Annotated in this window: 17 protein-coding genes and 1 pseudogene; 3 read left to right on the forward strand and 15 right to left on the reverse strand. The window is 44.3% G+C overall.

Features of this window, described 5'->3' with window-relative positions; genetic code table 11:
- From JIG41_RS16105 to JIG41_RS16170, 14 genes and pseudogenes are all read right to left on the reverse strand, one after another.
- A pseudogene (locus JIG41_RS16105) lies at nucleotides 1-582 on the reverse strand (flagellin); the annotation flags it as partial.
- A 233-nt stretch (nucleotides 583-815) separates the two neighbouring features.
- Entirely contained in the window at nucleotides 816-2,069 is a 1,254-nt protein-coding gene (gene flgL, locus JIG41_RS16110) for a flagellar hook-associated protein FlgL (protein ID WP_199525088.1), read from the reverse strand.
- Between the two features lie 2 nt (nucleotides 2,070-2,071).
- Entirely contained in the window at nucleotides 2,072-4,135 is a 2,064-nt protein-coding gene (gene flgK / locus JIG41_RS16115) for a flagellar hook-associated protein FlgK (protein WP_199525089.1), read from the reverse strand.
- Nucleotides 4,136-4,148: 13 nt separating this feature from the next.
- The gene (gene flgJ / locus JIG41_RS16120) at nucleotides 4,149-5,105 is read right to left on the reverse strand and encodes a flagellar assembly peptidoglycan hydrolase FlgJ (protein WP_065978734.1); all 957 of its coding nucleotides are present in this window, start codon (nucleotides 5,103-5,105) and stop codon (nucleotides 4,149-4,151) included.
- 125 nt (nucleotides 5,106-5,230) lie between these two features.
- Entirely contained in the window at nucleotides 5,231-6,325 is a 1,095-nt protein-coding gene (locus tag JIG41_RS16125) for a flagellar basal body P-ring protein FlgI (protein WP_065978733.1), read from the reverse strand.
- Nucleotides 6,326-6,337: 12 nt separating this feature from the next.
- Nucleotides 6,338-7,021 carry a flagellar basal body L-ring protein FlgH gene (flgH, locus tag JIG41_RS16130; RefSeq protein WP_036970191.1) on the reverse strand — a complete coding sequence of 228 codons (684 nt, stop codon included), beginning with the start codon at nucleotides 7,019-7,021 and terminating at the stop codon, nucleotides 6,338-6,340.
- 15 nt (nucleotides 7,022-7,036) lie between these two features.
- Nucleotides 7,037-7,825: a flagellar basal-body rod protein FlgG gene (gene flgG / locus JIG41_RS16135; protein ID WP_036970195.1), complete on the reverse strand. Its 789-nt coding sequence runs from the start codon at nucleotides 7,823-7,825 to the stop codon at nucleotides 7,037-7,039.
- A 21-nt stretch (nucleotides 7,826-7,846) separates the two neighbouring features.
- Entirely contained in the window at nucleotides 7,847-8,611 is a 765-nt protein-coding gene (locus JIG41_RS16140) for a flagellar basal body rod protein FlgF (RefSeq protein WP_036970198.1), read from the reverse strand.
- Between the two features lie 149 nt (nucleotides 8,612-8,760).
- Entirely contained in the window at nucleotides 8,761-10,104 is a 1,344-nt protein-coding gene (gene flgE, locus JIG41_RS16145) for a flagellar hook protein FlgE (RefSeq protein ID WP_036970201.1), read from the reverse strand.
- Nucleotides 10,105-10,154: 50 nt separating this feature from the next.
- Nucleotides 10,155-10,838: a flagellar hook assembly protein FlgD gene (locus tag JIG41_RS16150; protein WP_036970204.1), complete on the reverse strand. Its 684-nt coding sequence runs from the start codon at nucleotides 10,836-10,838 to the stop codon at nucleotides 10,155-10,157.
- A 13-nt stretch (nucleotides 10,839-10,851) separates the two neighbouring features.
- A complete protein-coding gene (gene flgC / locus JIG41_RS16155; protein WP_036970207.1) occupies nucleotides 10,852-11,283 on the reverse strand; it encodes a flagellar basal body rod protein FlgC in 432 nt (143 codons plus the stop codon).
- Between the two features lie 2 nt (nucleotides 11,284-11,285).
- Entirely contained in the window at nucleotides 11,286-11,696 is a 411-nt protein-coding gene (gene flgB / locus JIG41_RS16160) for a flagellar basal body rod protein FlgB (RefSeq protein ID WP_036971676.1), read from the reverse strand.
- A gap of 133 nt (nucleotides 11,697-11,829) precedes the next feature.
- Complete coding sequence (locus JIG41_RS16165) at nucleotides 11,830-12,660, reverse strand: protein-glutamate O-methyltransferase CheR (RefSeq protein WP_036970209.1); 831 nt, start codon at nucleotides 12,658-12,660, stop codon at nucleotides 11,830-11,832.
- Between the two features lie 21 nt (nucleotides 12,661-12,681).
- Nucleotides 12,682-13,614, reverse strand: a complete 933-nt coding sequence (locus JIG41_RS16170; protein ID WP_036970211.1) for a chemotaxis protein — start codon at nucleotides 13,612-13,614, stop codon at nucleotides 12,682-12,684.
- A 142-nt stretch (nucleotides 13,615-13,756) separates the two neighbouring features.
- Between JIG41_RS16170 and flgA the strand changes: the two genes are divergently transcribed.
- From flgA to flgN, 3 genes are all read left to right on the forward strand, one after another.
- Complete coding sequence (flgA, locus tag JIG41_RS16175) at nucleotides 13,757-14,461, forward strand: flagellar basal body P-ring formation chaperone FlgA (protein WP_036970214.1); 705 nt, start codon at nucleotides 13,757-13,759, stop codon at nucleotides 14,459-14,461.
- Nucleotides 14,462-14,540: 79 nt separating this feature from the next.
- Nucleotides 14,541-14,861, forward strand: a complete 321-nt coding sequence (flgM, locus tag JIG41_RS16180) for a flagellar biosynthesis anti-sigma factor FlgM (protein WP_036970217.1) — start codon at nucleotides 14,541-14,543, stop codon at nucleotides 14,859-14,861.
- A complete protein-coding gene (flgN, locus tag JIG41_RS16185) occupies nucleotides 14,854-15,285 on the forward strand; it encodes a flagellar protein FlgN (protein ID WP_036970220.1) in 432 nt (143 codons plus the stop codon). The genes flgM and flgN overlap by 8 nt, the downstream gene beginning before the upstream one ends.
- 458 nt (nucleotides 15,286-15,743) lie before the next feature.
- Here flgN and JIG41_RS16190 read toward each other — a convergent pair whose 3' ends face one another.
- Complete coding sequence (locus tag JIG41_RS16190) at nucleotides 15,744-25,274, reverse strand: Ig-like domain-containing protein (protein ID WP_199525090.1); 9,531 nt, start codon at nucleotides 25,272-25,274, stop codon at nucleotides 15,744-15,746.
- Nucleotides 25,275-25,372 lie beyond the last annotated feature (98 nt).

The raw sequence follows: 25,372 nt of genomic DNA on the forward strand, positions 1-25,372 counted from the left end.
AGTAGCTGAGCCAACACTCTGACCAAGTCCACCAGCAACACCTTCAACTGCTTTTAAATCTAGCTGCCTCGCACCTATTTTATCGGCACTTATATCACCAAGTGACATTGAAATACTTTCATTTGCATTAGCCCCAACTTGAAATATTTTTGTACCGAATGAACCATCAAGCAGTTTTTGTCCACCAAAAGAGGTTGTTTCGGCGATACGTGTTAACTCAGTTTGAAGAGCACTAACTTCTTTTTGTAGTGCTTGACGATCTGAATCGGAGTTTGAACCATTAGCTGATTGAAGAGCTAGCTCGCGGATACGTTGTAGAATATCTGTTGAAGCTTGCATAGCACCTTCTGCTGTTTGTGCCATCGAGATACCATCATTGGCATTACGCTGTGCAACTGCTAGACCATTAATTTGTGAGGTTAAGCGGTTTGAAATCTGTAAGCCTGCCGCATCGTCTTTTGCGCTATTGATACGCATACCAGATGCTAAGCGCTCCATTGAGGTTGCTAAACCTTGACCTGACTTTGTTAAATTACGCTGTGCGTTGAGTGACGACACATTAGTATTGACTGTTAATGCCATTTTACCATCTCCTAGTTTTAATTAGGCTGTGGTCCAATGATAATGTGAGGAACCACGCGCTTTGTGTAGAACTAAAAGCAGGAAATGTGCCAGTTTAAATAAAAACAATAAGGCATTGTTTAATAAAAACTTTAACCTATAACAATAGTAAGCGTTAAGCATAAAAAAGCCAGTGACAATTTTTTGCCACTGGCTTTTTATTAAAAAGGCAAACTATTTCCAACAATACAACATTATAAGTAATCAAATAATGATAAATTAGCTAAGCGGCCAAAGGTTGCCTGTGAAGCCTGCAAAGCAGTCTCATGTTTCGTTAAGTCGCTGATTGCTTCAGCCATATCAACTTCGACTAAACTCGCTTTATTCGCTTTGTTATTTATATCAATTGCACTGTTGGTATCTGTTACTCGCTCTACTAAAGTCATACGCGCCCCTAAACTCGCTTGAGTAAATACAACTTGATCACTGGCATTTTGCAGTTGTACTAAACCATCGGCTAATGCGTCATGCAATGCATCTCCCTCTAGGCCACTGTTAAGATTTGTAATTAAGTTTTGCATAGTATTAAGTACATTTTCTTTTTGCGGTTGTTGCAGTGAAAAATCAAATGTACCTGGCGCTGCACCCTCTAGCTTAAACTCCATGCCAGCAAACTCGATAGGCTCACCAGTAAATTCCCCGGTAACAGCTGGCGAAATAGGATTCCCATAGCCATCGTTTATAATATAAGTATCAGGGTCGCCAGGGTTTACTCCGGCGACAAGTTCAACTTGAAAAGAATTATCTGCAGCATTTGCTGTTGGGCTTAAGTCATAATTAGCTTGATGGAACGTGTCAAAATCAGCTTGATTTTTCACATACACAGTGCCTGAGGTCACTCCTCCCGAAAAGACGCCATCGTTAGAAGTAACATTGAGCCGAGCATTCACTTTTTCAAATGTTGTAAATCCATTATCACTTGATTTTACGTGAACACCTTGCGCTATCGTTACACTATGCTGGCCTTGGTCTCCCTGATATTCGTATAAGCCAGTAGATGTGTCAAAACTATATGTTTGGGTGCTGTCTTGATATCCCGAAAAAATATACTTACCGTCTTCTGACTGGCTATTCATCAAATTAACTAGCGACTTTTGTAGCTCTTGTAATTCTCCTGCGATAGTTTCTAAGTTTGTTTGACTCATAGCACCATTACCCGCTCTAATCGTTAATTCTTGCGCTGCTTGAATCGTCGTATTAATACTCATCAAGATACTTTCTTCGGTTTCTAGACGGCCATTCAACTGATTAATATTTTTTGTGTGCTGCTCATTAGTTTGTATTTTGTTTATATACAAAGACGCTTGAGAATATGCCGACGGGCTTTCAGAGGTCGATAAATACTTTTTACCTGTTGTTACACGCTCTTGTGCATTAGCAACACCTTGCTGGCCTTCAAGAATTTTATTAACGCTGCTTTGATACATTAAGTTATTTGATAAACGCATAATTACCTCGCTGAATTAAGTAAGGTGTCGAATATTGAACGAGCAGTGGTAAGCACTTGCGCTGATGCCGCATACGATTGTTGGAAACGCAATAGATTCGCCGCTTCTTCATCGAGGTTTACACCTGACAGAGATTCGTACCACGCTTCAGACTGCTCTGCGAGCGCAGTAAATGCTGCACCATTAGTCTGTGCCTGATTAGTCACAACGCCAATATCCGACACTAAACTAGTATATGCTTTGTTTAAGGTTAGATGATTATTACTAGCGTTACCGACTACATTTTGTCTAACTATATTTGAGTTTTGAATATCAGCTAAAAACTGCCCATTACGGTTATCATCAAAGCCGTCTTCATTGGCCTCTATTGTAAATGAATCACCTAAAGCTGGCGTCCCCTCAATATCAAAATCGAAGCCAACTTGCTCCGCAGTGAGTGTTGTTATGTCATCTAACACGCCCGCTGTTTCAGCTTGTTGAATAACATTTTTACCAGAAGAATCAATTGCAAATGGAGCTGTCGTATTCGTACCATCACTTAAGGTGTACATATCGGGGTTTTCAGCGCTTTTTGTTAAAGTTAAAGACCCTGTTGGTAATTGTAACGATGGGGTATCTGTAAAATTTGATACATCAGACACCGTACCAGCTGAAATACTGGCAGTACCTGTATTGTTAATATCGTTTGCAGTACGAATAGGTGAAGCAAGCGCTATATCTTCTGGGCGATTTGTTGCAAGCTCTAAACTTGTTGATGCTTGAGAATTGAGTTTGATCATAAATTGATCATCAATATCAGGTAAAGAAGACATATCCAGTGTTAACTCTAATCCGAATAAATCTAAATTTGGGTTATTTTGTGAATTAACCTTACCTGTTGCTGGGTCAACGACTGCTGTAGTAAAAATTTCATCGCCGTTGGCATCCTTAATCGTCTCGCCTTTATTATCAACAGGGTAAATTTCAACTTCATTAGTGCCACTGTACTTTACAATAAAATCACTTGCTGGCAATTCATTGCCTTTACCAGCTTCAACGCTTGCAGTAATACTTCCGTTGCCCGTGTTTGCTTGATAAGCAAATGCATCAACCGTGGGGATTTTAAATATATCCCCACCTAAATCGCCATCGGCATCCATACCTAAATGGTTTTGCTGATTAAAGGCATCAGCAAGGGCTAAGCCCATTTGGCCTAATTGATTCTGGGCTGGCACTAAAATGTCATCACGAAATGACAGTAAGCCGCCTATTTTGCCTTTAAGTTTACTTACATCAACCTCAAGCGGCACGGCTTTGCCACCATTAACATCTAAATGTAGCTCTTTGAAGCTGGGATCGGGATCGCCAGTAAATGAAAACAGGTTAAAGGTACCGCTTTCCATCACTAATGCTTGACCAGACCCCAAATAGACTTGTTTCTCACCGTTATTACCGTTGAGAGTTTCTACATCAATGAGTTCTGATAAGTCACGAATTGCTTTGTCGCGCTCGTTGTACAGTCCGCTAGACGCTGATTCACGATCAGTGCCATGCACCGCGGCAATTTTAGAGTTCAATTCGCTAATACTTTGGATCAAGTTATTTGCTTCATCCGAGAAAATTTCTAATTGCTCATTCACAACAGTCTGCTGGTCAACCACGATGCTTGAAAGCCTGTCCATTTGATCAATGAGGTTTTGTGCATCTGTCATAACCAGCGAACGCGCCACCGTCGATGAAGGCTGATTTAAGCTTTCTTGAACATTATTAAAAAACGAGTTAATGCTGGTTGATAAGCTATTCGACTCTTCAGAAAACAAGCTATCGACTCGGCTTGCTTCTGTTACAAACTGATCAAAAAATGCTTTATTTGACGTATCACGATTTAGCTGTTTTTGAGCAAACTCATTGAGTAAACGATACGTTTCACCCCGACCAACTTGGTTGTCGATCATGGTGCTGAACTCAGTGCGCTCACGAACATAACCCGCTGTATTTACATTGGCTATGTTTTTACTGGTCGTTTGTAAAAGCTCAGAATTCGCTCTGATACCTGCATTTGCTATGTCATATAAGCTGAATGACATGAGGACTTACTCCTTAACGTACCAATGAAGCAGCGACGCTTTGAAGCTCAACACGCTTCAATACCTGCTTAATTTTGTTGGCATAATTTGGATCAGTTGCATAACCTGCTTTTTGTAACGAATCTAAAAAGGCTGCGGGTTCTGCGGTGTTTTTTAGTGCGTCTTGATAACGTGGGTTTTCATTTAAGAAATCCACAAAATCATTCACACTGTCTTTAATTGACTGATAAGAACGGAAGCTTGCATGCTTTTTAACAGGCACACCTTGCTCAAACTCAAGCGTAACTTTACTTGCTTTGTCACCTTGCCAGCTCTTATCAGATTTAATGTTAAAAAGGTTATTACTACTGGTGCCATCCGCTTTACTAATAATATGCTTACCCCACCCTGTCTCAAGCGCAGCTTGAGCAACCATCACAGCAGGGTTTAAACCAATTTTTTCAGCCGCATTTTTTGCGTGCTCCCAAACAGAGCTAATGAATGACTCAGCATCTTCAAAGCGGTTTTCTGATTGCTCATCAGTGGCAACTTCCGCCATTGGGTGTGTTTCTGGCTTAGCTTCTTGATTACCGCGAACACGCTTATCGCTATCAAACTCTGCGGTTGTTCTTAACACGGAACCAGGAGTAAATTTCTTACCGTCGGGCGATAGCTGCTGCACAATAAGATCAGCCAAACCCAGTGAGCCGTTAGAAGACAACTCAACAGAAAGCTGTTGATCATGCATTTCTTCAAAGAATTTTACGCCACTCGAGTTAAACGGACTGTCTTTGTCTTCAAATGCTTCATTAGCCTTACGCATGCTTTTAAGCAGCATCTGCGTAAAGATAGATTCAAATTGTGCCGCCGCTTTTTTCAGCGCCTCTTTTGACGCATTGCTAGAGGCATCACTTTTTAGAGCACTTTGACGCAATGAGTCTAAGTTGCCTAAATCAAAAAAGTTTTGCTTGTCGAGATGATTCGTATCCATCAGCTTTTTGACACAATAATTAATAATGCATAATCAAATGCAATAATTACGCCAAAAGAGGATTTATCAGATTGAGGGAAGGTAAAAATGAAAAAACGCGCTGAGCTCAGCGCGTTTTTAATTGATTATATAATAACAAGTTGCCCGTTTATGGCTCCCGCCTCTTTCAACGCTTCAAGGATAGCCATTAAGTCACCAGGGGCGGCACCAACTTCGTTTATCGCTCTCACTAAATCATCAAGGCTAATACCTGGATTAAACACAAAAGCGCGAGAGTCATCTTCATTAACATCGATAATACTTTGGTTTGTCACCACCGTCTCGCCTTCGCTCAGTGCATTCGGCTGCGATACGTTTTGCTGCTCAGCAATGGTCACGGTTAATCCACCGTGGGTAATTGCAGCTGGCTGTAATTTTACGTTTTTACCAATAACAATGGTGCCCGTACGTGAATTGACAATAATTTTTGCCGCAGTATCAGCCGGTGTGAACTCTAAGTTTTCAAGCGTTGATAAATACGATACGCGCTGCGATGCATCGCGCGGTGCAATGACACGTACAGACGCTGCATCAATTGCTTGAGCACTGTTTGGCCCAACTAAATCATTAATAGTTTGCTCTAGGCGCTTTGCCGTTGTGAAATCTGGACGATTCAAATTAAAGGTGATGTAGTCACCTTGCATAAACGGGCTTTTAACAGCGCGCTCAACCGTTGCCCCATTCGGAATTCGGCCAACGGTGGGAGTGTTTATAATCACTCGGCTGCCATCAGCACCTTCTGCGCCTAAGCCCCCCACGACCAAACTGCCCTGTGCAATGGCATACGTATTACCATCAACCCCTTTCAAAAAGGTTTGTAATAACGTACCACCGCGTAAGCTTCCTGCACTACCAATTGAAGACACGGTAATATCAATGGTTTGACCTGGTTTTCTAAACGCGGGTAACTCGGCATGTACAGCAACGGCTGCAACATTTTTAATCTTTGGTTTTAAGTTCGCAGGAAGCGTGATACCGAAGCTATTTAACATCGCTTTAAAGCTCTGCTCTGTAAAACGACTTTGCTCGCCCGTGCCAGGTAAACCCACCACTAAACCATAACCGACTAATTGATTTGAGCGTACACCCTCAACCATAGACACATCTTTAACTCGCTCAGCCTGAACAGAAAGCTGTACACTAATTAAGCAAAGAGCAATAATGTATTTAAACCCATTCATGATTTGTATCCTCTAAAATGGGAAAATAGAACTGCTAAAGAAACGAGTTAACCAACCCGCACTTTGCGCTTCTTGAAGTTGACCTTTACCTGAGTATTGAATGCGCGCATTCGCAACTCGGTTTGAAGTCACCGTATTATCTGCTGTCACATCTTGGGGACGCACTAAACCTTCAAGACGAATAAACTCTTCACCGGTATTTAAAGTAAGCCACTTTTCGCCACGGATCACTAAGTTACCGTTCGGCAAAACTCGCATAACATTAACTGAAATATCACCAAATAAGCTGTTCGATTGATTCGATTTAGAATCACCTTTAAATGATGAATCTGAACCAATACCAAATTGGATACTATCACCACCTATATTCACAGGATTGCCGCCTAAACCAATGACTGGGTCAAGGCTTGCGTCGGTTTCTTTATCGGTTTCGGTTTTCGCCGCTTTGGTTGCTTGAGTCGATTCTTGCAGTTTAACCGTGATGATATCGCCTGCTCGCAACGCTTTTTTATCTGAATACAGGTCATTTGATAAATAACTATCAAATAATGAACCGGTGGGTACCATTTGCTCTGCTGCAGGCTCAGGATACATTGGCGCATAGTAAGGGTCATCCTGAACCACATGGTTATTTTGTGTTGCCATACAACCACCGAGCAATAACGCTGTTGATGTGACTAAGATAATGTTACGCATGCTGCCTCCTACCCATTATAACTGTTGGTTAATGTAACTAAGCATTTCATCAACAGCCGAAATCACTTTTGAATTCATTTCATAAATTCGCTGTGTTTCAATGAGGTTAACGAGCTCTTCTGTTACATTCACATTTGAAGTTTCAAGTGAACCTTGTACAACAGTTCCTAAACCATCAATACCGGGATTACCTTGCACAGGAGCCCCACTTACAGCCGTTTCGGTGTAAAGGTTTTGACCCATAGGCTCAAGGCCAGATGGATTGATGAAATCACTGATAGTTAGCTGACCAATAACAACATTGTCAGCTTGGCCTGAGATACGCACCGACACTTCACCATCTTGTGATACCGTAATTGATTGTGCATCGTCTGGCACATTCATCTCTGGTTGCACAGGAAAACCGGCTCCCGCGGTAACAATGCGGCCATCTTCATCGGTGGTAAATTGACCATTACGCGAATAAGCGATATTGCCATCTGGGAGTAACACCTCAAAAAAGCCCGGTCCTGAAATCATCCAATCCAATGAATTTTCAGTGGTAAGCATGTTACCTTGTGAAAAGTTCTTTTGGTTAGCAACCACTTTCGCACCCGCGCCTAACATCAAACCTGATGGCATTTCAGTGTCTTGTGAGGAACGGCCACCTGGCTGATTAATATTTTGATACAATAAATCTTCAAATACGGCGCGGCTTTTTTTGTAACCGACCGTGCTGGCATTCGCGAGATTATTTGAGATCACCGAAATATCGGTTTGTTGGGCGTCAAGCCCGGTTTTACTGATCCACAATGCAGGATTCATAACTCTACCCTCTCAGTCATCTTAAACAATGCGTAACAGCTGATCTTGACGTTCATCAATTTCTTCCGCTGTTTTCATCAATTTAACTTGTAATTCAAATTGGCGTTGATTGCTGATCATATCGACCATTTCATGTACGGGGTTAACGTTGGACATTTCAAGGGTGCCCGAAAGCACTTTTACATTATTTGAAATGTCGCAAAACCCACATAAATCATTTACCAACATGTCTGGCTTTGGCCTAAATAAGCCATCATTGCCTTTTTCTAGTTGATTGTTATCGGCTTCGATTACCTTTAAACGATCAACCACTTCTAAAAAGTTTGCAGGTGCCCCTTGTGGACGCACCTGAATTGACCCATCAGAACTAAATTCAATCTTCTCGATTGGTAAAGGCAAAATAATGGGGCCACCTTCGCCAATAACTTGACGACCATGACTGGTCATCAATGCGCCATCGGGAGTAATATTCAGCGTGCCTGTTTTGGTATAGGCTTCATTGCCCGATGCATCTTGTACGCTTAACCAACCCCGATCACTCATGGCAATATCAAGTTCTCGGCCTGTTTCAACAAAACCACCCGACTCCATGTTAGAACCTGGGCGCTCTTGCATTGCGAATACACGCGATGGCAAGCCTTCGCCAAATGCTTGCATTGAGCGTGCTTGTGCAAAATCAGCTTTAAAGCCAGTGGTGTTTGCATTTGCTAAGTTGTTTGCCTTTAATTCAAGGCCACGCAAGCTTTGCTTTGCACCAGACATGGCAATGTAGACCATTTTGTCCATAACATTGACTCACTAAAAATACGATAACTATGAAATGCAATAAAAGTGCCAAAGTAAAATTGACGCGGAAATAAGCAAAGGAAAATAAAAAAAGGCTGCCAATAGAGGGGGCAGCCTTTCGTGTCGGATTAAGCTTAGAGCCGCTAAAATTAACGGATCTGTAAGATATTTTGTTGTAATGTTGAGTTAACTTCTAAGGCACGTGAGTTCGCCTGGAAATTACGCTGTGCGCTGATAAGGTCAACCAGTTCATTCGTTAAATTAACGTTTGATTGCTCAAGTGCTGATGAGTTAATTGAACCCAATGTGCCTGAGTTTGGCTCACCCGCAATAGGCTCACCCGAGGTTAGGCTTTTCTTCCAAGAAGTGTCACCCGCTTGTTGTAAGCCTTGAGAGTTTGAAAAGCGCACCATAGCCACTTGGCCTAAGAATGAAGTATCGCCATTGCTGTATGAAGCAACTACTTTTCCATCTGCACCAATATCAATGCCCGCTAAACGACCGACTGTCGCACCATCTTGCTCAAGTGCTTTTACTTCAAAGTTACTGGCGTATTGCGTAGGCACTTTATTAGCGGTGCCTGCTTCGTCACGCCAATTAACCGTGATTTCATTCGGGAACTGTGCGCCATTACCAAGTAGTGTCGATAAACCTGACGAAGCACCTGAAGGCAAAATAATGTCATCAAATGTGGTTTCTGGAGCGGTTACGTTCGGTAAACCCGCCGCCGTGAACTCAAGTGTATCAATTGGCGTGTGTGCACCTGTGCCCGTTGCAGCACCTGAATCATCAAACGCTTGACCATCCATTGTGGCGTACACTTCCCACGTATTTGGCGTTGCTGTAGGGTCTTGCTTTACAAAAAATAACTGCACAACATGCGGCTCACCTAATGAGTCATAAACAGTTGTTGAAGTAGACGAGTTATAGCTCGTGCTATCAGTTGGATCAAAGGTTGTCGTTGTTGGCGTATCGACACGTGCGTCTAAATTCATTGAGCTGTAGATATTACTCGTATGACGAGGCGAACCTGAAGCATCTGGAATTTGAATCGGTGAAGTAGTACTTAAACTTACCGATGTCGTATTACCCGTTGATGGGTCAACAGGGAAACCTTGCAGGTAGTTACCATTGGCATCAACAACAAAGTTATCTGCATTTAATTTAAATGCACCCGCACGCGTATATGTAAAGTCTTGTGATGCGATGTCATCACTCATCGCAAAATAACCTTCCCCTGTGATTGCTAAATCAAGTGAGTTATTTGTGAATGATAACGACCCTTGGTGAAACTGTTGTGCAACCGTTGCTGTTTTAACACCGTCGCCGTTTTTTGTTTTACCAGAACTAAATACTGACGATGCGTACACATCAGCAAACTCAGCTCGCGACTCTTTAAAGCCCGTTGTGTTTACGTTGGCAATATTATTTGCCGTTACGTCTAAATCTTTTTGTGCGGCTGCTAAACCTGTTAATGCAATATTGAAGCTCATAACTCACCTCTAACCTATCTCTTAGCCTAAGCTAACCCAAACCTTTTTAATTATGCGATTTCAGCTATATCAGTTAGCCTAACCGCACCCTCTTTTGTATTTACGATAATGCCGCTGCTGCCATTAATATTGACACTTTCAATGTTCTTAAAGGTTGCCAGAGGCATGCTGCTGTAGTCTCCATTTACGAAGCCTTCAGCGCTAATATTGTATTCGCCTTCAGGAAGAACATTGCCCTCACCATCTTTACCATCCCACTCGAAACGGTGAGCACCGGCAGACTTCGATCCTAAATCAATCGTGCGAACTAATTGTCCCGTCGAATCAGTGATTCTTAACGTAAGAGATTCAACAGCTGTTTCTGCCACAACGGAACCTTTAGCTAAATTTTCGCCATCAAAGTCAATAGTCTCTGACTCAAGCAACGCTTGCTTACCCACTAACGTTGACGCTTGTAATGCCGAATTTGATGTCATGGATGCAGTGAGTGACTCAAATTTTGTGTTTAAATTTGAAATACCTTCTGCCATGGTAAAGTTCGTCATTTGCGCAATCATTTGATCGTTATCAGCAGGATTGCTCGGATCTTGAAACGACAACTGCTGCGTTAACAACGAAAAGAAATCTTCTTGAGACAGTGTATTACTGTCTTCTTTTGCTGTTGGCGTGTTTGTCTCATTCCAACGCAAGCTATCCATATAGGATGATGATGCAGAGCTGATGTCGTTACTCATAACTTATCCTCGATTACCGTTGTCCTAACAACAGTGTTTTACTTAACATTTGCTTAGCTGCATCAGCAACTTGCACATTTGTTTGGTAAGAGCGAGAGGCAGAAATCATATTAGCCATTTCTTCTACAACGTTGACATTTGGTTTATAGATATACCCATTTTCATCCGCGCTGGGGTGATTCGGGTTGTATTCTATTTGTAGCGGCTTATCGCTCTCTACAATGCCTAATACTTTAACGCCAACAGAAGAGCCCTGCGGATTACTTTGCGATGCTGACGCTTTTGTAAGTTCAGCAGCAAACACAGGATGGCGCGCTCGGTATGTCTGGTCTTGGCTTGAGCTAATTGTATTTGCATTCGAAATATTACTTGCTGTGGTATTTAAGCGAACATTTTGTGCGCTCATACCCGTGCCCGAAATATCAAAAACATTATATAAACTCATGATTAAGCTCCTTGACTACCGAGGGCTTTTTTAAGGCCTTTAATTTTACTACTCATAAATTGCAGGCTTGCCTGATACTCTAATGAGTTTTGTACATACAAGTTTCGTTCCACTTGTATATCAACAGAGTTACCATCACCTGTATCTGCTTGATTTGGCGTACGAAACATTTCTGAATTACCAACAAATCGACTGCCACCGGCAAGGTGTTTCTCATCCGTTCTTACCATGCTATTGCCGCCGTGCTGGTTGCTTTTTGCCGCTTTTAATGCGGATGCAAAATCGACATCTTTCGCTTTATAGCCCGGCGTATCAGCATTAGCGATATTTGTCGCTAATAACTCAGCGCGTTGTGAACGGATCAACATGGCATGAGGATGCACACCGAATGCTTTATCAAAACTGATAGCCATAACCATCTCCAAAAATTTGACTCTCCTTAGCTAATGCAAAAGGTAAGCCAAAAATTAAGCATGATTATTTAATAATTAAGGTGTTGATATATAATGAAATTAGCAACCTAAGAACTAGGTTGCTAAGGAAAGATTACTTTTTCTGGTAGATGATACCCGGATTACATCGCACCATATCAAAACTGTCACTAAGGCCAGCCATTGACTCTGAAGCGCCTAAAAACAGGTAGCCTTTTGGATTAAGTGCTTGCGCAAATTGCGCGATAATTTTTGCTTTTACTTCAGGTGCAAAGTAGATCAATACATTACGGCAAAAAATAATATCAAATTTACCCATCAAGGCATACGAATCCAATAAGTTTAAATGCCTAAAACTGACCATTTTCTTTATTGGATCAACTACTTGAGCCATACCATTACCACTGTCTTTAAAAAACTTTTGACGTCTTTCAACAGACAGACCACGTGCCAAAGCCAGTGAGTCATATTCTGCGTTTTTACACATATCAAGCATAGTATTAGAAATATCTGTGCCGATAATTTGTGCGCCCATTTTTAAAACGCCAGGTTGCTTAGATTGAAACTCAGCAACCGACATGGCAATAGAATACGGTTCTTGACCTGATGAACTTGCCGCTGACCAAATTTTAATTGGACGACGCAATTCTTTGAATTCAGGGAAAAGTTTAGTTTTAAGCAATTCAAATGGGTATTGATCACGAAACCACAAAGTTTCGTTTGTTGTCATTGCATCAACCACTGCGGCACGAAGCTGCCTCTCGTGAGGACTCAAGGTTTTACTTACCAACTGTGACAATGACTCAACATTAAAACGCGCCATCAATGGCGCCAAGCGACTTTTCACTAAATAAAGTTTGTTATCGCCTAGTACAATGCCACATTGTTGCTCTAAAAAAGAGCGGAACTGATCGTATTCGCTTTGTTGTAAGTGCTTATTTTCCAAAGTAATACCACCTATAAATAATTAATCACAATGAACCCACTTTTTAACGGCAGTCGCTAATTCGTCTGGGTTAAATTTTGCAATAAAATCATCGGCACCCACTTTTTCTATCATCGCTTGATTAAAAACACCACTGAGTGATGTATGCAAGATTACATGCAAAGGTGATAATTTTGGATCGGCCTTAATTTCTGCGGTTAAGGTGTAGCCATCCATTTCTGGCATTTCAACGTCTGAAATTAACAAGCCAACTCGCTCAGTAATATTATTTACACAATCAAGTTCTGCTATTTCACGTAAGCGTATTAAAGCTTCTTTACCATTTTTAGCGAGTTCAGTTTGTACACCGAGAGGTTCTAACGCACGTTTTACCTGATTACGCGCAACGGCCGAGTCATCAGCAATAAAAACGATTCGCTCCCCTAAATCTTTTTGGATTTCTCCCTCACCAATCACATCCGCACTTACTTCAGTGTTAACAGGGCAAATTTCGTTAAGGATCTTCTCGACGTCTAAGATTTCTACCAGTTCGTTTTCTATTTCAGTGACCGCGGTTAAATAAGAGTAACGCCCTGCACCTGAAGGTGGCGGCATAATTTTTTCCCAGTTCATATTAACGATGCGCTCTACGCCACCGACTAAGAACCCTTGCACTGAACGATTGTATTCCGCAATGATAATAAAACTATCTTTGATATTTTCAATGGCAGGACCGCCAACAGCCATTGATAAATCGATAACAGAAATGGTTTGACCACGAATGTGTGCAACACCACGAATATAAGCATTCGATTTTGGCATGTTTGTAAGCGGTGGACATTGTAGAACCTCTCTTACTTTAAACACGTTAATACCAAAGCGTTGTCGCCCTCTGAGTTTGAATAATAGTAATTCAAGGCGGTTTTGCCCAACCAACTGTGTACGCTGGTTTACTGAGTCTAAAATGCCTGCCATTTCAATCTCCTAAAGATAAACAACCAGAGCCGGAACAATAATTGCTTACTTTGTGTTAAAGCTACATAAGGTTACGAAGCGTCTGTTTTTTGACGCAAAATATTTATACCTTGTTTTCAACAATAAGCATAGTCGAAACAATATGAGTTTGTTAAAAAAAAGCCGAAGATACAGTGTTTTTTATTTTCTTTCTAGCTTGTTATTTGCCACGCATCTACAAGCTGAAGTGTATAATAACGAGCAACTTCAACAAATCGCTATTGATTTTGTCAGCGAGCAGATCCCCGATCTCGATACGGCACCGCAAGTAAGTGCATTACCACTTGATAGCCGTATTCCAGAAAGATTGTGTGAATCGCCATTAAATAAAACATTACCGACAGAACCTCCTTTTAATCGGCAGGTTACCGTACAACTTAAATGCGATGACATAAATAGTTGGACTCAATATGTGCATGTTCGCATTATTGAGCTGGAACCCGTTGTTGTCGTAACAACCAATTTAGCACGCGGTGAAGTAATTAGAGCAGAGCATTTGCGCTTAGAGATGAAACCTAAGCAGTTTGTAAGAACGCAATATGTTCAAGAAAAATCAATGCTTGTCGGCAGTCGTAGCAAGCGCAATATTCGCAGTGGTGTGCCTATTGTAATGAGCCATGTTTGCATGGTGTGTAAAGGCGACAATGTGACTATTTATGCTTCATTGCGTGGCTTGAGGATCAAAACAACAGGTATTGCGCTTGAAGATGGCACATTAGACGAATTAGTACGTGTAAAAAACAAAAAATCAGGTAAAGTATTAAATGCACGTGTGGATGGTGTTGAGTCTGTACAAGTGAATATTTAATTTTTTATATTTATGCTAAAGTATCCGCTGTGCCCGCCGATATATAGGCATATGTTGGGTAATGTATAGGTCAAAAATTATGGTAAGCAATGTCAATAATGGTCAACAACAAACTTCTGTGTTGACGAATACCAAGCAAAAAAATCTTGATTTACAAAAAGATAACGCTAACGCGGCAGCGGCAAAATCGACAGCGCCAAAAGCAAGTGCAGATTCGGTAAGCTTAACGCCTCAAGCTAAACAACTTAAATCTTTACAAGATAAAGCTGAACAGTCGTCTGGCTTTGATAGCAATAAAGTGGCTGAGTTAAAAAAAGCAATCAGCGAAGGTAAATACCAAATTGATGCTGAAAAGTTAGCTAAAAATATCGCCGCATTTGAGTTTGATGTGTATGGCTGATCATAATCATTTAATCGCCAGCAAATTAACACAACAAGTCACTTGTTTAGAGTCTATTGCTGTGCTTTTGGATGATGAATTAACAGCCATTGCTGCAAAACGTGGTGAGGGGCTAAAAAGTATTGCCCAACAAAAAGTCTCTCTACTACAGCAAATTCAGTTAATAGATAAAGAAGTGCAAACGCTGGTTAGCAAAAATGACTCGCCAGATGATGAAGTAAACGAACTCATTTCTAAAGTAAACTCTCTTCTTGCAGCCTGTAAAAAGAAAAATGATGTGAATGCACATGCAGCTCATCAAGCCCAGCTTAGTGTTAAGCAACTAAAAGATATCTTGATTGGCGCACCTTCATCGATGACCTACGATCAAGGTGGCAGTGTGATTCAAGGCGATAAAAAAATAGTGCATAACCTTAAAGCATAATGCCCGTTACTCGTTTCTAGTTACTCGTTTCTCGTTTCTCGTTACCCGTTGCTCGTTACCCGTTACTCATTTCTCGTTACTCATTTCTCGTTACTCATTTCTCGTTACTCATTTCTCGTTGCTCGTTACTCGTTTCTAGTTACTCGTTTCTAGTTACTCGTTTCTCGTTTCTCGTTACCCGTTTCTCGTTTCTCGTTACCCGTTTCTCGTTTCTCGTTACCCGTTTCTCGTTTCTCGTTTCTCGTTGCTCGTTTCTAGTTACTCGTTGCTCGTTTCTAGTTACTCGTTGCTCGTTTCTAGTTACTCGTTGCTCGTTTCTAGTTACTCGTTTCTCGTTGCTCGTTTCTCGTTGCTCGTTTCTCGTTGCTCGTTTCTCGTTGCTCGTTTTACAAACTACCCAATTCAAAAAGAAAGCGCGATAATTATCGCGCTTTTCTTATTTAAGCTTAACTATTTATCTAAATATCAATTGAGTTATTGCCTCCCTCAATGAGTTTTTTGATTAGCTCATCTGACTCACTTTGGATATTACTGGCAGGCTCTGACGTGACTTCTGTATTGCCTGTAAATGCTAAGCTCTGACTTTCACTGTCGCTATCAAGGGCAAGTAAATTACTTTGCTCACTATCACTTAAGACATCTTCGATAGTCACGTCAAGCGCAGCAATACCCCCACTTGAGGTAGGCTCTGGGCTTGCATCTAATAGAACAAGGCTAAGATCAATACTTTCTGCAGTTTGCTCGTCAGCCTCAATGCTGTCAGATCCTAAGGCCATTTCTTCAGGACCCGCACCGCCAGTGCTTGCGGGCTCTCCATTAATTTCAATATCATTGCCGTTAATATCAACAACGCGCACATTACCAATTAAATCTGTAATGCTAAAGCGTGCATCTGCTAGGCCTAAACCCAATATATCAAGCAGGTTAATATCAACGATATCTATTGACCACTGTCCATTTTGTACAACCGAGCCGCCTTCACTTAATAAGGTGATCCCTAAAGCAAGGGCGTTATCTAATTGCACGATAGCCCCATCTTCTGCATCCGTTGTGCCGTCAAAGCCAGTAATGACAAGCCCTAAGTTTAGTAAAGAGTTAACATCTATATTCTCAAGTGTCGGCGGAATCGTATCAATTTCTAATCCTGAAATTGCACCCGTTGTTACGCCACTACTAACAATCGTTGCGGTTACCGTGTAAGTGCCATCCACTAACGCACTGTCTGGTGTTACACTCCAAGTGCCATCACTTAATGAGGTAACCGTTTTCGTTTGTTGCGTAGTGCCATTATCAAACACCACTTCTATTTCACTGTTTGGTGCAATTGATTTACCCGTAATGAGCGGGGTGTCATCGTTGGTTAGCTGTAACCCATCATCAATGGTTATAGTCAATCCAGCATCAATAATACCTGAGGCTGTTTGCTCTGTAGTGCGGTCTTCAGCATCTGTGACACTTGCCGTTACGGTGTAAGTGCCATCAACAAGTTCAGATAATACTTCCACTGACCAAGTGCCATTACTGTTCACTAAGGTCGTTAGCGTTTGTGAAGCACCATCGGCACCTTGCACAATCAGTGTCACAGTTTGCCCTGTTCCCACAGTACTTGTGCCGCTTATCACTGGCGTTGTGTCTGCTGAGATAGCCGGTACATCTAATGTCAATTCAGGGGCGGAATTGTCAAAAGTGTCTGTACTAATAGTCGTGGTATTACCGGCGGCATCGGTCGCTGTTGCCTCTACATAAGCTAAGTTCAATAATGACACCGACAAGTTCAATACTTGCCAATCACCATTGGCATCAACGGTTGCTGTATATGGCACACCAGCCACTCCACCGACGAGGTAGTTTGTTATCGTAATAACACTGCCTTCAGGTAAGTCAGATGTACCAGATAAAGAGACCAACAGACCTAATAGGAACGATGGCACAATGGTGAGCTCTGGGGCTACGGTATCAACTTCGCCACCTGTTTTACTGTCTGTTCCGGTATTACCCGCAGTATCCGTGATACTTGCAGTAACAGAATAAACTCCATCGGCCAACACTTGATCTGCTGCTGCTTGCCAGTCACCGTTCGCATCGGTGGTCGTTGTAACACTGTGCTGTGCTCCACCGGCTGCGATAAAGGTGACTGTAATAGTGCTATTGGCCGCATCAGACGTACCACTAATAAGAGGGGTTGAGTCGTTCGTTAAAGTTAAACTACTTTGATCAATGCTAACGACAGGTGCTGTGGTATCAACCGCAGATGTCGTTGAAGCGCTGCCATTGTTTCCTGCGGTATCTGTCACGACTGCGGTTACTGTATACGCTCCCTCAGCGAGTGCTTGAGTCGCTTCAACTTGCCAATTTAAACTTGCATCTAGTGTCGTTTCGACACTGTGACTTACGCCGGCAGAGTCTACAAACGTAACGACGACTCGATTGCCTGCCACTGCGCCAGTTGCACTGCCCATTATCACTGGCGTTAAATCGGTTGAAACAGCCACAGTGTCAATGACCACATTCGCAGGTGTAATATCAATCACACCCGATGCAGAGGCTGAGCTGGTGTTACCAGCAGTGTCAGAAACGCTTGCTGAAATCGTGTAGGCACCTTCAGCTAATGCTGTACCTAATGCAACAGACCAAGCACCTGATGCGCCAACAACCGCAGATGCTGTCACAATATCGCCCGCACTGTCGGTGACACTTATCGTCACCACGCTACCCTGTGGTGCATCACTTGTACCACTGATTGTTGGTGTGGTGTCATTCGTGATTGCTGGAGAGTCAACTGTTAACGCTGGCGGAGTGAGATCGATGTCACCTTGACGACTTGCCGTACCAGTGAGTCCATCTTCAGACACACTTGCTGTAACAGTATAGTTTCCTTCACTGAGCGGCGTTGTTAAGTCTACAGTCCATGTACCGCTGCTAATAGTGGCGATAGCTGTTTGGCTATTACCAAGTGCATCGACAACAGTAATGGTCACTTGAATACCGTCAGCTGCATCACTTGTACCCGAAATGGTCGGTGTGGTGTCGTTAGTGACTGCAAGAGCATCAATCGAAATTGTAGGTGCATTGGTATCTAGCGTTGCCGTGTCTGTTACCGTTACCGTGTTGTTTGCAGCATCGGTAATTGTCGCTGTAATAGTCAGTAAGCCATCAGCCAATGCTGTTGGAACATCTGCTGACCATGACCCATCAGCCTGAACAGTTGCAGTAAAGCTGTATGTATTCCCATCATTTACCACACTAATATTTACGGTGCTGCCTGCAGGCTCATTGGTGCTACCACTAATTGTTGGTGTTGAATCATTAATAGTCCCTAAACCATCTAGAACCAACTCAGGTGTAAGAGTATCAATTGACCCCGTTTCGGTGTCAGTACCAACATTACCTGCAACATCTGTGATAGTCGCTGTGACACTATAATTGCCATCTGGCATAGTACTCGGTGTTACTTGCCATGACCCATCACTTTGGACGGTTGCCGTTAATGTTTGTATATCGTTGTTGCTATCTGTCACCGTAACAGAAACCTGAGTACCGGTGGCTTCTGTCGATGTGCCCGAAATAACAGGCGTACTTGAGTTACCAAGTCCCAACGTGTCTATCACTACGACAGGCGCAACTGTATCAACCGTTATCGATGCCGTTGCAGTTTGCGTATTATTAGCATCATCCGTTATGGTCGCCGTAATAGTGTAACTGCCATCGGTAATATCAACCGGTACTATAAACTGCCAAGTACCATCTGATGCTACTGTGGTGGTAATGGTTTGTCCTGCAACCTCAACGATAACTAAGCCGCCTATTTCGTTACTACTACCTGAAATAGTTGGACGCGCGTCAGAGGTGCCATCAACCGCGTTAACAACTAAGGTTGGCGCAATGCTGTCTAACACACCCGATGTTTGCTCTGTAGTTAAATTACCGACCTGATCCCTTACCGATGCCGTTACTGTAAAGGTCCCTTCAGCTAGCGCTGTGGGCACATCGACAGACCAAGTTTGGTTACTTTGCACAGTTGCAGTAAAGGTTTGTGAATCACCATTGGCATCTTGAACGGTGATGTTGATCACCGTGCCTTCACCCATATCCGTTGTGCCCGAAATGGTTGGGGTTGTATCATTTGTTAATGCATCAACAGTAACCGTCAGCTCAGGCGCCACATTATCAAATTCTAATGTGCTCACAGTAGCAGTGTTACCCGCCGCATCTGTGCCACTTGCCGTAACATAAGCCAGGCTAATAAGTGGGACAGTAATGTTGGCAAGCGTCCAATTACCATTTGCATCAGTCGTGGCGGTATAAGTCGCACCTATTAAGCCCCCTACTAAATGTTCAGTAATTGTGATCACACTGCCTTCTGGCAAATCTGATGTGCCCGATAAGCCAACTAAATTTCCTAATAAGAATGAAGGAATAATACGGATATCTGGTGCAATTGTATCAACTACACCACTGTCTGTGGCGCTGCTGTTATTACCGGCTGAATCGCTGATACTTGCTGTCACACTGTAGTTGCCATCGGCCAGTGCTTGCGCTGCATCGACACTCCAATTACCTGAGGCATCGGTGGTCACTGTCACTGTGTGGCTGGTGCCATTGGCATCGGTAAAGGTCACATCAAGATTCGTATTGGCTAAATCGGATGAGCCAGTGACTGTGGGCGTGTTGTCATTAGTCAGCGCTGGCGCATCAATGGTGATGGTTGGCGCGGTCACATCAATTGTGCCGGTTTCGGTGTCGGTGCCTGTATTACCGGCGGCATCACTCAGTGTCGCAACAACGGTGTAGTTTCCTTCCGCCAGTGCTGAGCTCAGCTCGACTGACCAACTGCCATCAGCCTGCACAATGGCTGTGGCGCTTTGTGTCGCCCCGTCACTGTCAGTCACGGTTAACAAGACTTGAGAGCCTGCTGCCGCACCACTGCTTTGGCCACTAATAACAGGCGTTACATCGTTACTGTCAGCAATCGCATCAATACTGACAACTGGCGCGGTGATATCCACTTCACCGGTGGCACTTGCTGATGCTGGGTTACCAGCTTGATCGCTGACTGTCGCGGTAACGGTGTATTCGCCTTCCGCTAGAATCGTGCTGGCTGCCACTGACCAACTACCATCACTTTGCATGGTGGTGGTCACGGTGTGACTGTTGTTGTTTGCATCGGTGATCACCACGGTGACTGTGCTGCCTTGTGGCGCACTGGCTGTGCCGCTAATCGTCGGGGTGGTGTCGTTTGTAATGCCCAGTTCGTTAATGTCAATCGCTGGCATGGTGGTATCAATAATACCGGTGCGAGTGGCGGTGCCAGTGTTGCCATTTTCGAGCACTGAGGCGGTCACGGTAAACTCACCTTCTGGTAATGCGGTTGTCGCTGTGACACTCCACGTGCCCCCACTGACGGTGGTGGTAATTGTTTCGACAGGGTTTGTCCCATCATCAATCACAACCGTCACCACACTGCCATTCTCTGCATCACTGGTGCCGTTGATGGTCGGTGTGGTGTCATTTGTTTCACCAATCACATTAATCGTGACACTTGGGGCCGTGGTGTCAAGCAGCGCACTGTCGCTTGCGGTGGTGGCGTTGCCTGCCGCATCGGTAATGCTCGCATCAATCGTGAAGGTGCCATTATTCAGTGGGCTAGGGACATCGGCGCTCCAAGTGCCATCCGCTAATACTGTCGCGGTGAAGGTGTAGGTGTTGGTGCCATCAGAGACACTTAAGTTCACCACACTGCCCGCAGGCTCGTTAGACGTACCGCTAATGGTTGGGGTGGTATCATTCACCGTTCCCAAGCTATCAATTGCTAAGCTAGGCGGTAAGGTATCAATGCTGCCGGTGCCTGTGTCTGTGCCAACATTGCCCGCAGCATCGGTGATGGTTGCCGTCACAGTGTACGCACCATCTGGCAAGCTGCTTGATGTGGCTTGCCATGACCCATCAGCTAAGACTGTCGCGGTCAAGCTGTGTGAATCACCATTGCTATCAACGATGCTAAGGTTCACCACCGTGCCAGCAGGCTCTGTTGAAGTCCCTGAAATAACCGGTGTACTGTCATTACCTAAGCCATTGTCATTTACAGTAACAACGGGGTTGGTGGTATCGATATTGCCTGTGGCGGTAACGTTGCTGGTGTTGCCTGCATCATCACTGATGGTCACGGCAACCGTGTAGCTGCCTTCGGCTAGGGCTGTCGGTACTTCAACGCTCCAATCACCACTGCTATTTACGGTGGCGGTGAGTGTTTGCTCTGCCCCATTGCTGTCGGTGACTGTCACGGTGACGGTGCCGCCCACTTCATTACTACGACCACTGAACACCGGCGTGACATCACTGCCCTCACCCACACCAGTTAAGGTTAGTGTTGGCGCAAGGGTGTCGATAACACCGGTCACGGTTTCTTCGCTTAAGTTACCAACCCCATCACGGACACTGGCTTCAACGCTAAACTGACCATCGGCTAAGGCGGTGGTTGGGCTCACACTCCAATTACCATTAGCATCAACAATGGCGGTCAGTGTTTCTGTTGCACCATTGGCATCGGTGACAACTACGCTGACTTGTGCCCCTTCACCGGCATCGGTGGTCCCGCTAATAAGTGGGGTGTTGTCGTTTGTCAGTGCATCCACGCTCACGGTTAAAGTCGGCGGTGTACCATCAAAATCGGTTGAGGTAATCGTGCGTACATTGCCGGCTTCATCAGACGCACTTGCGGTGATAGACGCTAAACTGAGCAGTGGTACAGTTAAGCCGGTCAATGACCAATCACCATTGGCATCGGTTGTCGCAGTGTATGTCACTACACCACCGCCAACCAAGTTTTGGGTAATAGTGACCGTACTACCAGCCGGTAAATCAGAGGTACCGCTTAAAGTAACCAATTGACCCAGTAAGAAGGTCGGCACAAAGGCAAGCTCTGGTGGAATTGTATCAACTACACCACTGTCTGTGGCGCTGCTGTTATTACCGGCTGAATCGCTAATACTCGCTGTCACACTGTAGTTACCATCGGCCAGTGCTTGCGCTGCATCGACACTCCAATTACCTGAGGCATCGGTGGTCACTGTCACTGTGTGGCTGGTGCCATTGGCATCGGTAAAGGTCACATCTAAATTCGTATTGGCTAAGTCTGATGAACCTGTCACCGTTGGCGTGTTGTCATTGGTTAGCGCTGGCGCATCAATGGTGATGGTTGGCGCGGTCACATCAATTGTGCCGGTTTCGGTGTCGGTGCCTGTATTACCGGCGGCATCCACAATGGTTGCAACAACGGTGTAATCACCTTCGGCGAGTGCCGTTGTTGCTTCGGCTGACCAACTACCATCGGCTTGTACAGTTGTTGTTACTGTTTGAACATTACCCGCACTGTCGGTGATGGTTAATGTAACAAGCGTCCCCGCAGGCACGCCTGTACTTTGACCACTAATAACAGGGGTTACATCGTTGCTGTCGGCAATCGCATCAATACTGACAACAGGCGCGGTGATATCGACTTCGCCTGAGGCCGTGTCGTTTCCTGTGTTACCAGCAGCATCTGACACCTCAGCGTCAATGGTATAACTGCCTTGCGCTAATGCTTGAGATACAGCAACTGACCAACTACCGTCGGCTCCCGTTGTTGCCATCAGCGTTTGCACATTGCCCGCACTGTCTGTAATTGTCAGCCTAACTTCGGTGCCGGTTGGCACACCTGAGGTTTGTCCGCTAATGACGGGGGTTGTGTCGTTTGTCACAGCTTGTGGGTCGATGACCACTGTCGGTGCTGTGGTATCAATAAGACCTGTTTCGGTGTCTGTACCTTGATTTCCGGCTGCGTCTTGCACTGTTGCAACAACGGTGTATTCACCTTCAGCGACCGCATCTAACGCCTCTACAGACCAACTACCATCGTTGTTAACGGTTGCAAAGAGTGATTGCTGCACGCCTTGGCTGTCTGTGATCACTATACTGACAACAGTGCCCGCAGGAACTCCTTCTGCCATACCACTGATCACTGGTGTTACATCTGAGCTTGGTGCAAGTGCATCCACCGTGATGGTAGGTGCGGTAGTATCCACAACACCAGTCGCGGTATCAGTGGCTGTATTACCTGCCGCGTCACTTACTGTTGCTTCAACGGTGAATGCGCCTTCGGCAATAATCACATCAGCCTCAACTGACCATGAACCATCTGCTAAGGTAGTCGTAATCAGGGTTTGCGTATTACCGTTACTATCTGTCACCAAGAGGGTAATTTGTGAGCCTGCAGGTACACCCGTTGTTTGACCAGACAACACGGGCGTTACATCATTTGTGTCGGCAATATTATCAATGCTGATTGTAGGGGCTGTTAAATCAATAATGCCTGTTTCGGTGTCTGTTGCTTGATTACCTGCACTATCGGCAACCACCGCGGTTACTGTATATTGACCTTCGGCTAAGTCTGTACTTGCCGCCACAGACCACGAACCATCTTGTGCCACCGTCGCTGAAACAACCTGCGAATCCCCATTACTGTCTGTAATGGTCACGGTTACAATACTACCCGACACTAAACCCGATGTTTGGCCTGAAATTAATGGCGTAACATCACTGGTATCTGCAAGTGCATCAATAGTGACTGTCGGAGGGGTTATATCAATTAAACCCTGTGCACTGGCATCGCTGGTTAAGCCATCCACAGTAACCGACGCCGACACAGTAAAACTCCCCTCACTAAGCGCTTGTGTTGGTTCTACACTCCATACGCCATTTTGCACTGTCGCAGTAACAGACTGGCTATTATTATCACTGTCTTCAATGATGACTGTTATTAACGTGCCATCAGGGGCATCAGACGTACCGCTAATTGTCGGTGTTGTATCATTGGTATCATTAATGGCATCAATCGCAATACTCGGTGCAGAGCTATTAAGAATAAAGGCGCTGTTAGCTTGCGCTGAATTACCCGCCGCATCGGTCACAGTAGCAGTAACACTAATATTGCCATCTTCTAACTGAGCAGGTACATCGCCTGACCAGCTGCCATCGGCATTCACAATTGCTGTAAATTCATAACTTGCGACACCATCAGTGACCACCACTGTTACGATGCTGCCCGCAGGTTCATTTGTTTGACCACTGATCGTTGGCGTGGTGTCATTCACTGTGCCCAGATTATCAATCGAAATGGTCGGCGCAGTGATATCAATCACCCCAGTATCCGTTACTTGAGTTTGATTACCTGACTCATCCGCGACACTGGCTGTGACTGTAAATGCGCCCTCAGCCAAAGGCGTATCAGGGCTGATAGACCACGTACCATCAGCAGCTACAACAGCCGAAAGAGTTTGCGTCGCTCCATTGCTATCTGTAACAACAACCGACACAACCGTGCCAGCAACTGCATCTGTAGTACCCGAAATAAGTGGGGTTGTATCATTTGTAAGCGGATCGAAATCAAGCGTTAATAGCGGACCCACACCATCAAAGTTACCAATTTCGGTATCTGTGCCTGTATTACCCGCATTATCAGTGATACTGGCCGTCACTGTAAATTGCCCTTGCGCGACTGCACTGGTTACAGGCACAGACCAATTTCCATTGGCATCTACTGTGGTGGTATACACTTGGCTATTATTTTGCGAATCAACCACTGTCACAGTCACTGTACTGCCATTCACGGCACCTTGTGATGTACCTGAAATCACTGGTGTGCTGTCGTTTATTGAGCCTATCGTATCAATTGTCACGCTAGGGGCCGTAATATCAATCACCCCTGTAATTGAGTCGTTTGCTGTATTACCAAATTGATCAGTCAGCGTTGCATCAACGGTAAACTCACCCTCAGCTAACGCTTGCGATACTGTAATGGTCCAATTACCATTTGCATCAACCTGTGTGGTAAAGGTTTGAGCCACGCCAGATTCAGGCGTAATCACCACGGTGATTTGATCTCCCGCTGTCGCGTTTAATGTAGACCCTGAAATGGTGGGTGATGAGATGGACGCTCCCCTAAACGGCGTCAATGCGCCAAACTGGTTAACTCACACTCAGTTAAAAGGGAACGTCCGTCATGAAAATTAGCACATTATCAATTGATTTGGCAAAAAATGTATTCCAAGTC

The sequence above is a fragment of the Pseudoalteromonas sp. bablab_jr011 genome (genome assembly GCF_016464045.1).
In the GTDB taxonomy this organism is placed as follows: Bacteria; Pseudomonadota; Gammaproteobacteria; order Enterobacterales; family Alteromonadaceae; genus Pseudoalteromonas; species Pseudoalteromonas lipolytica.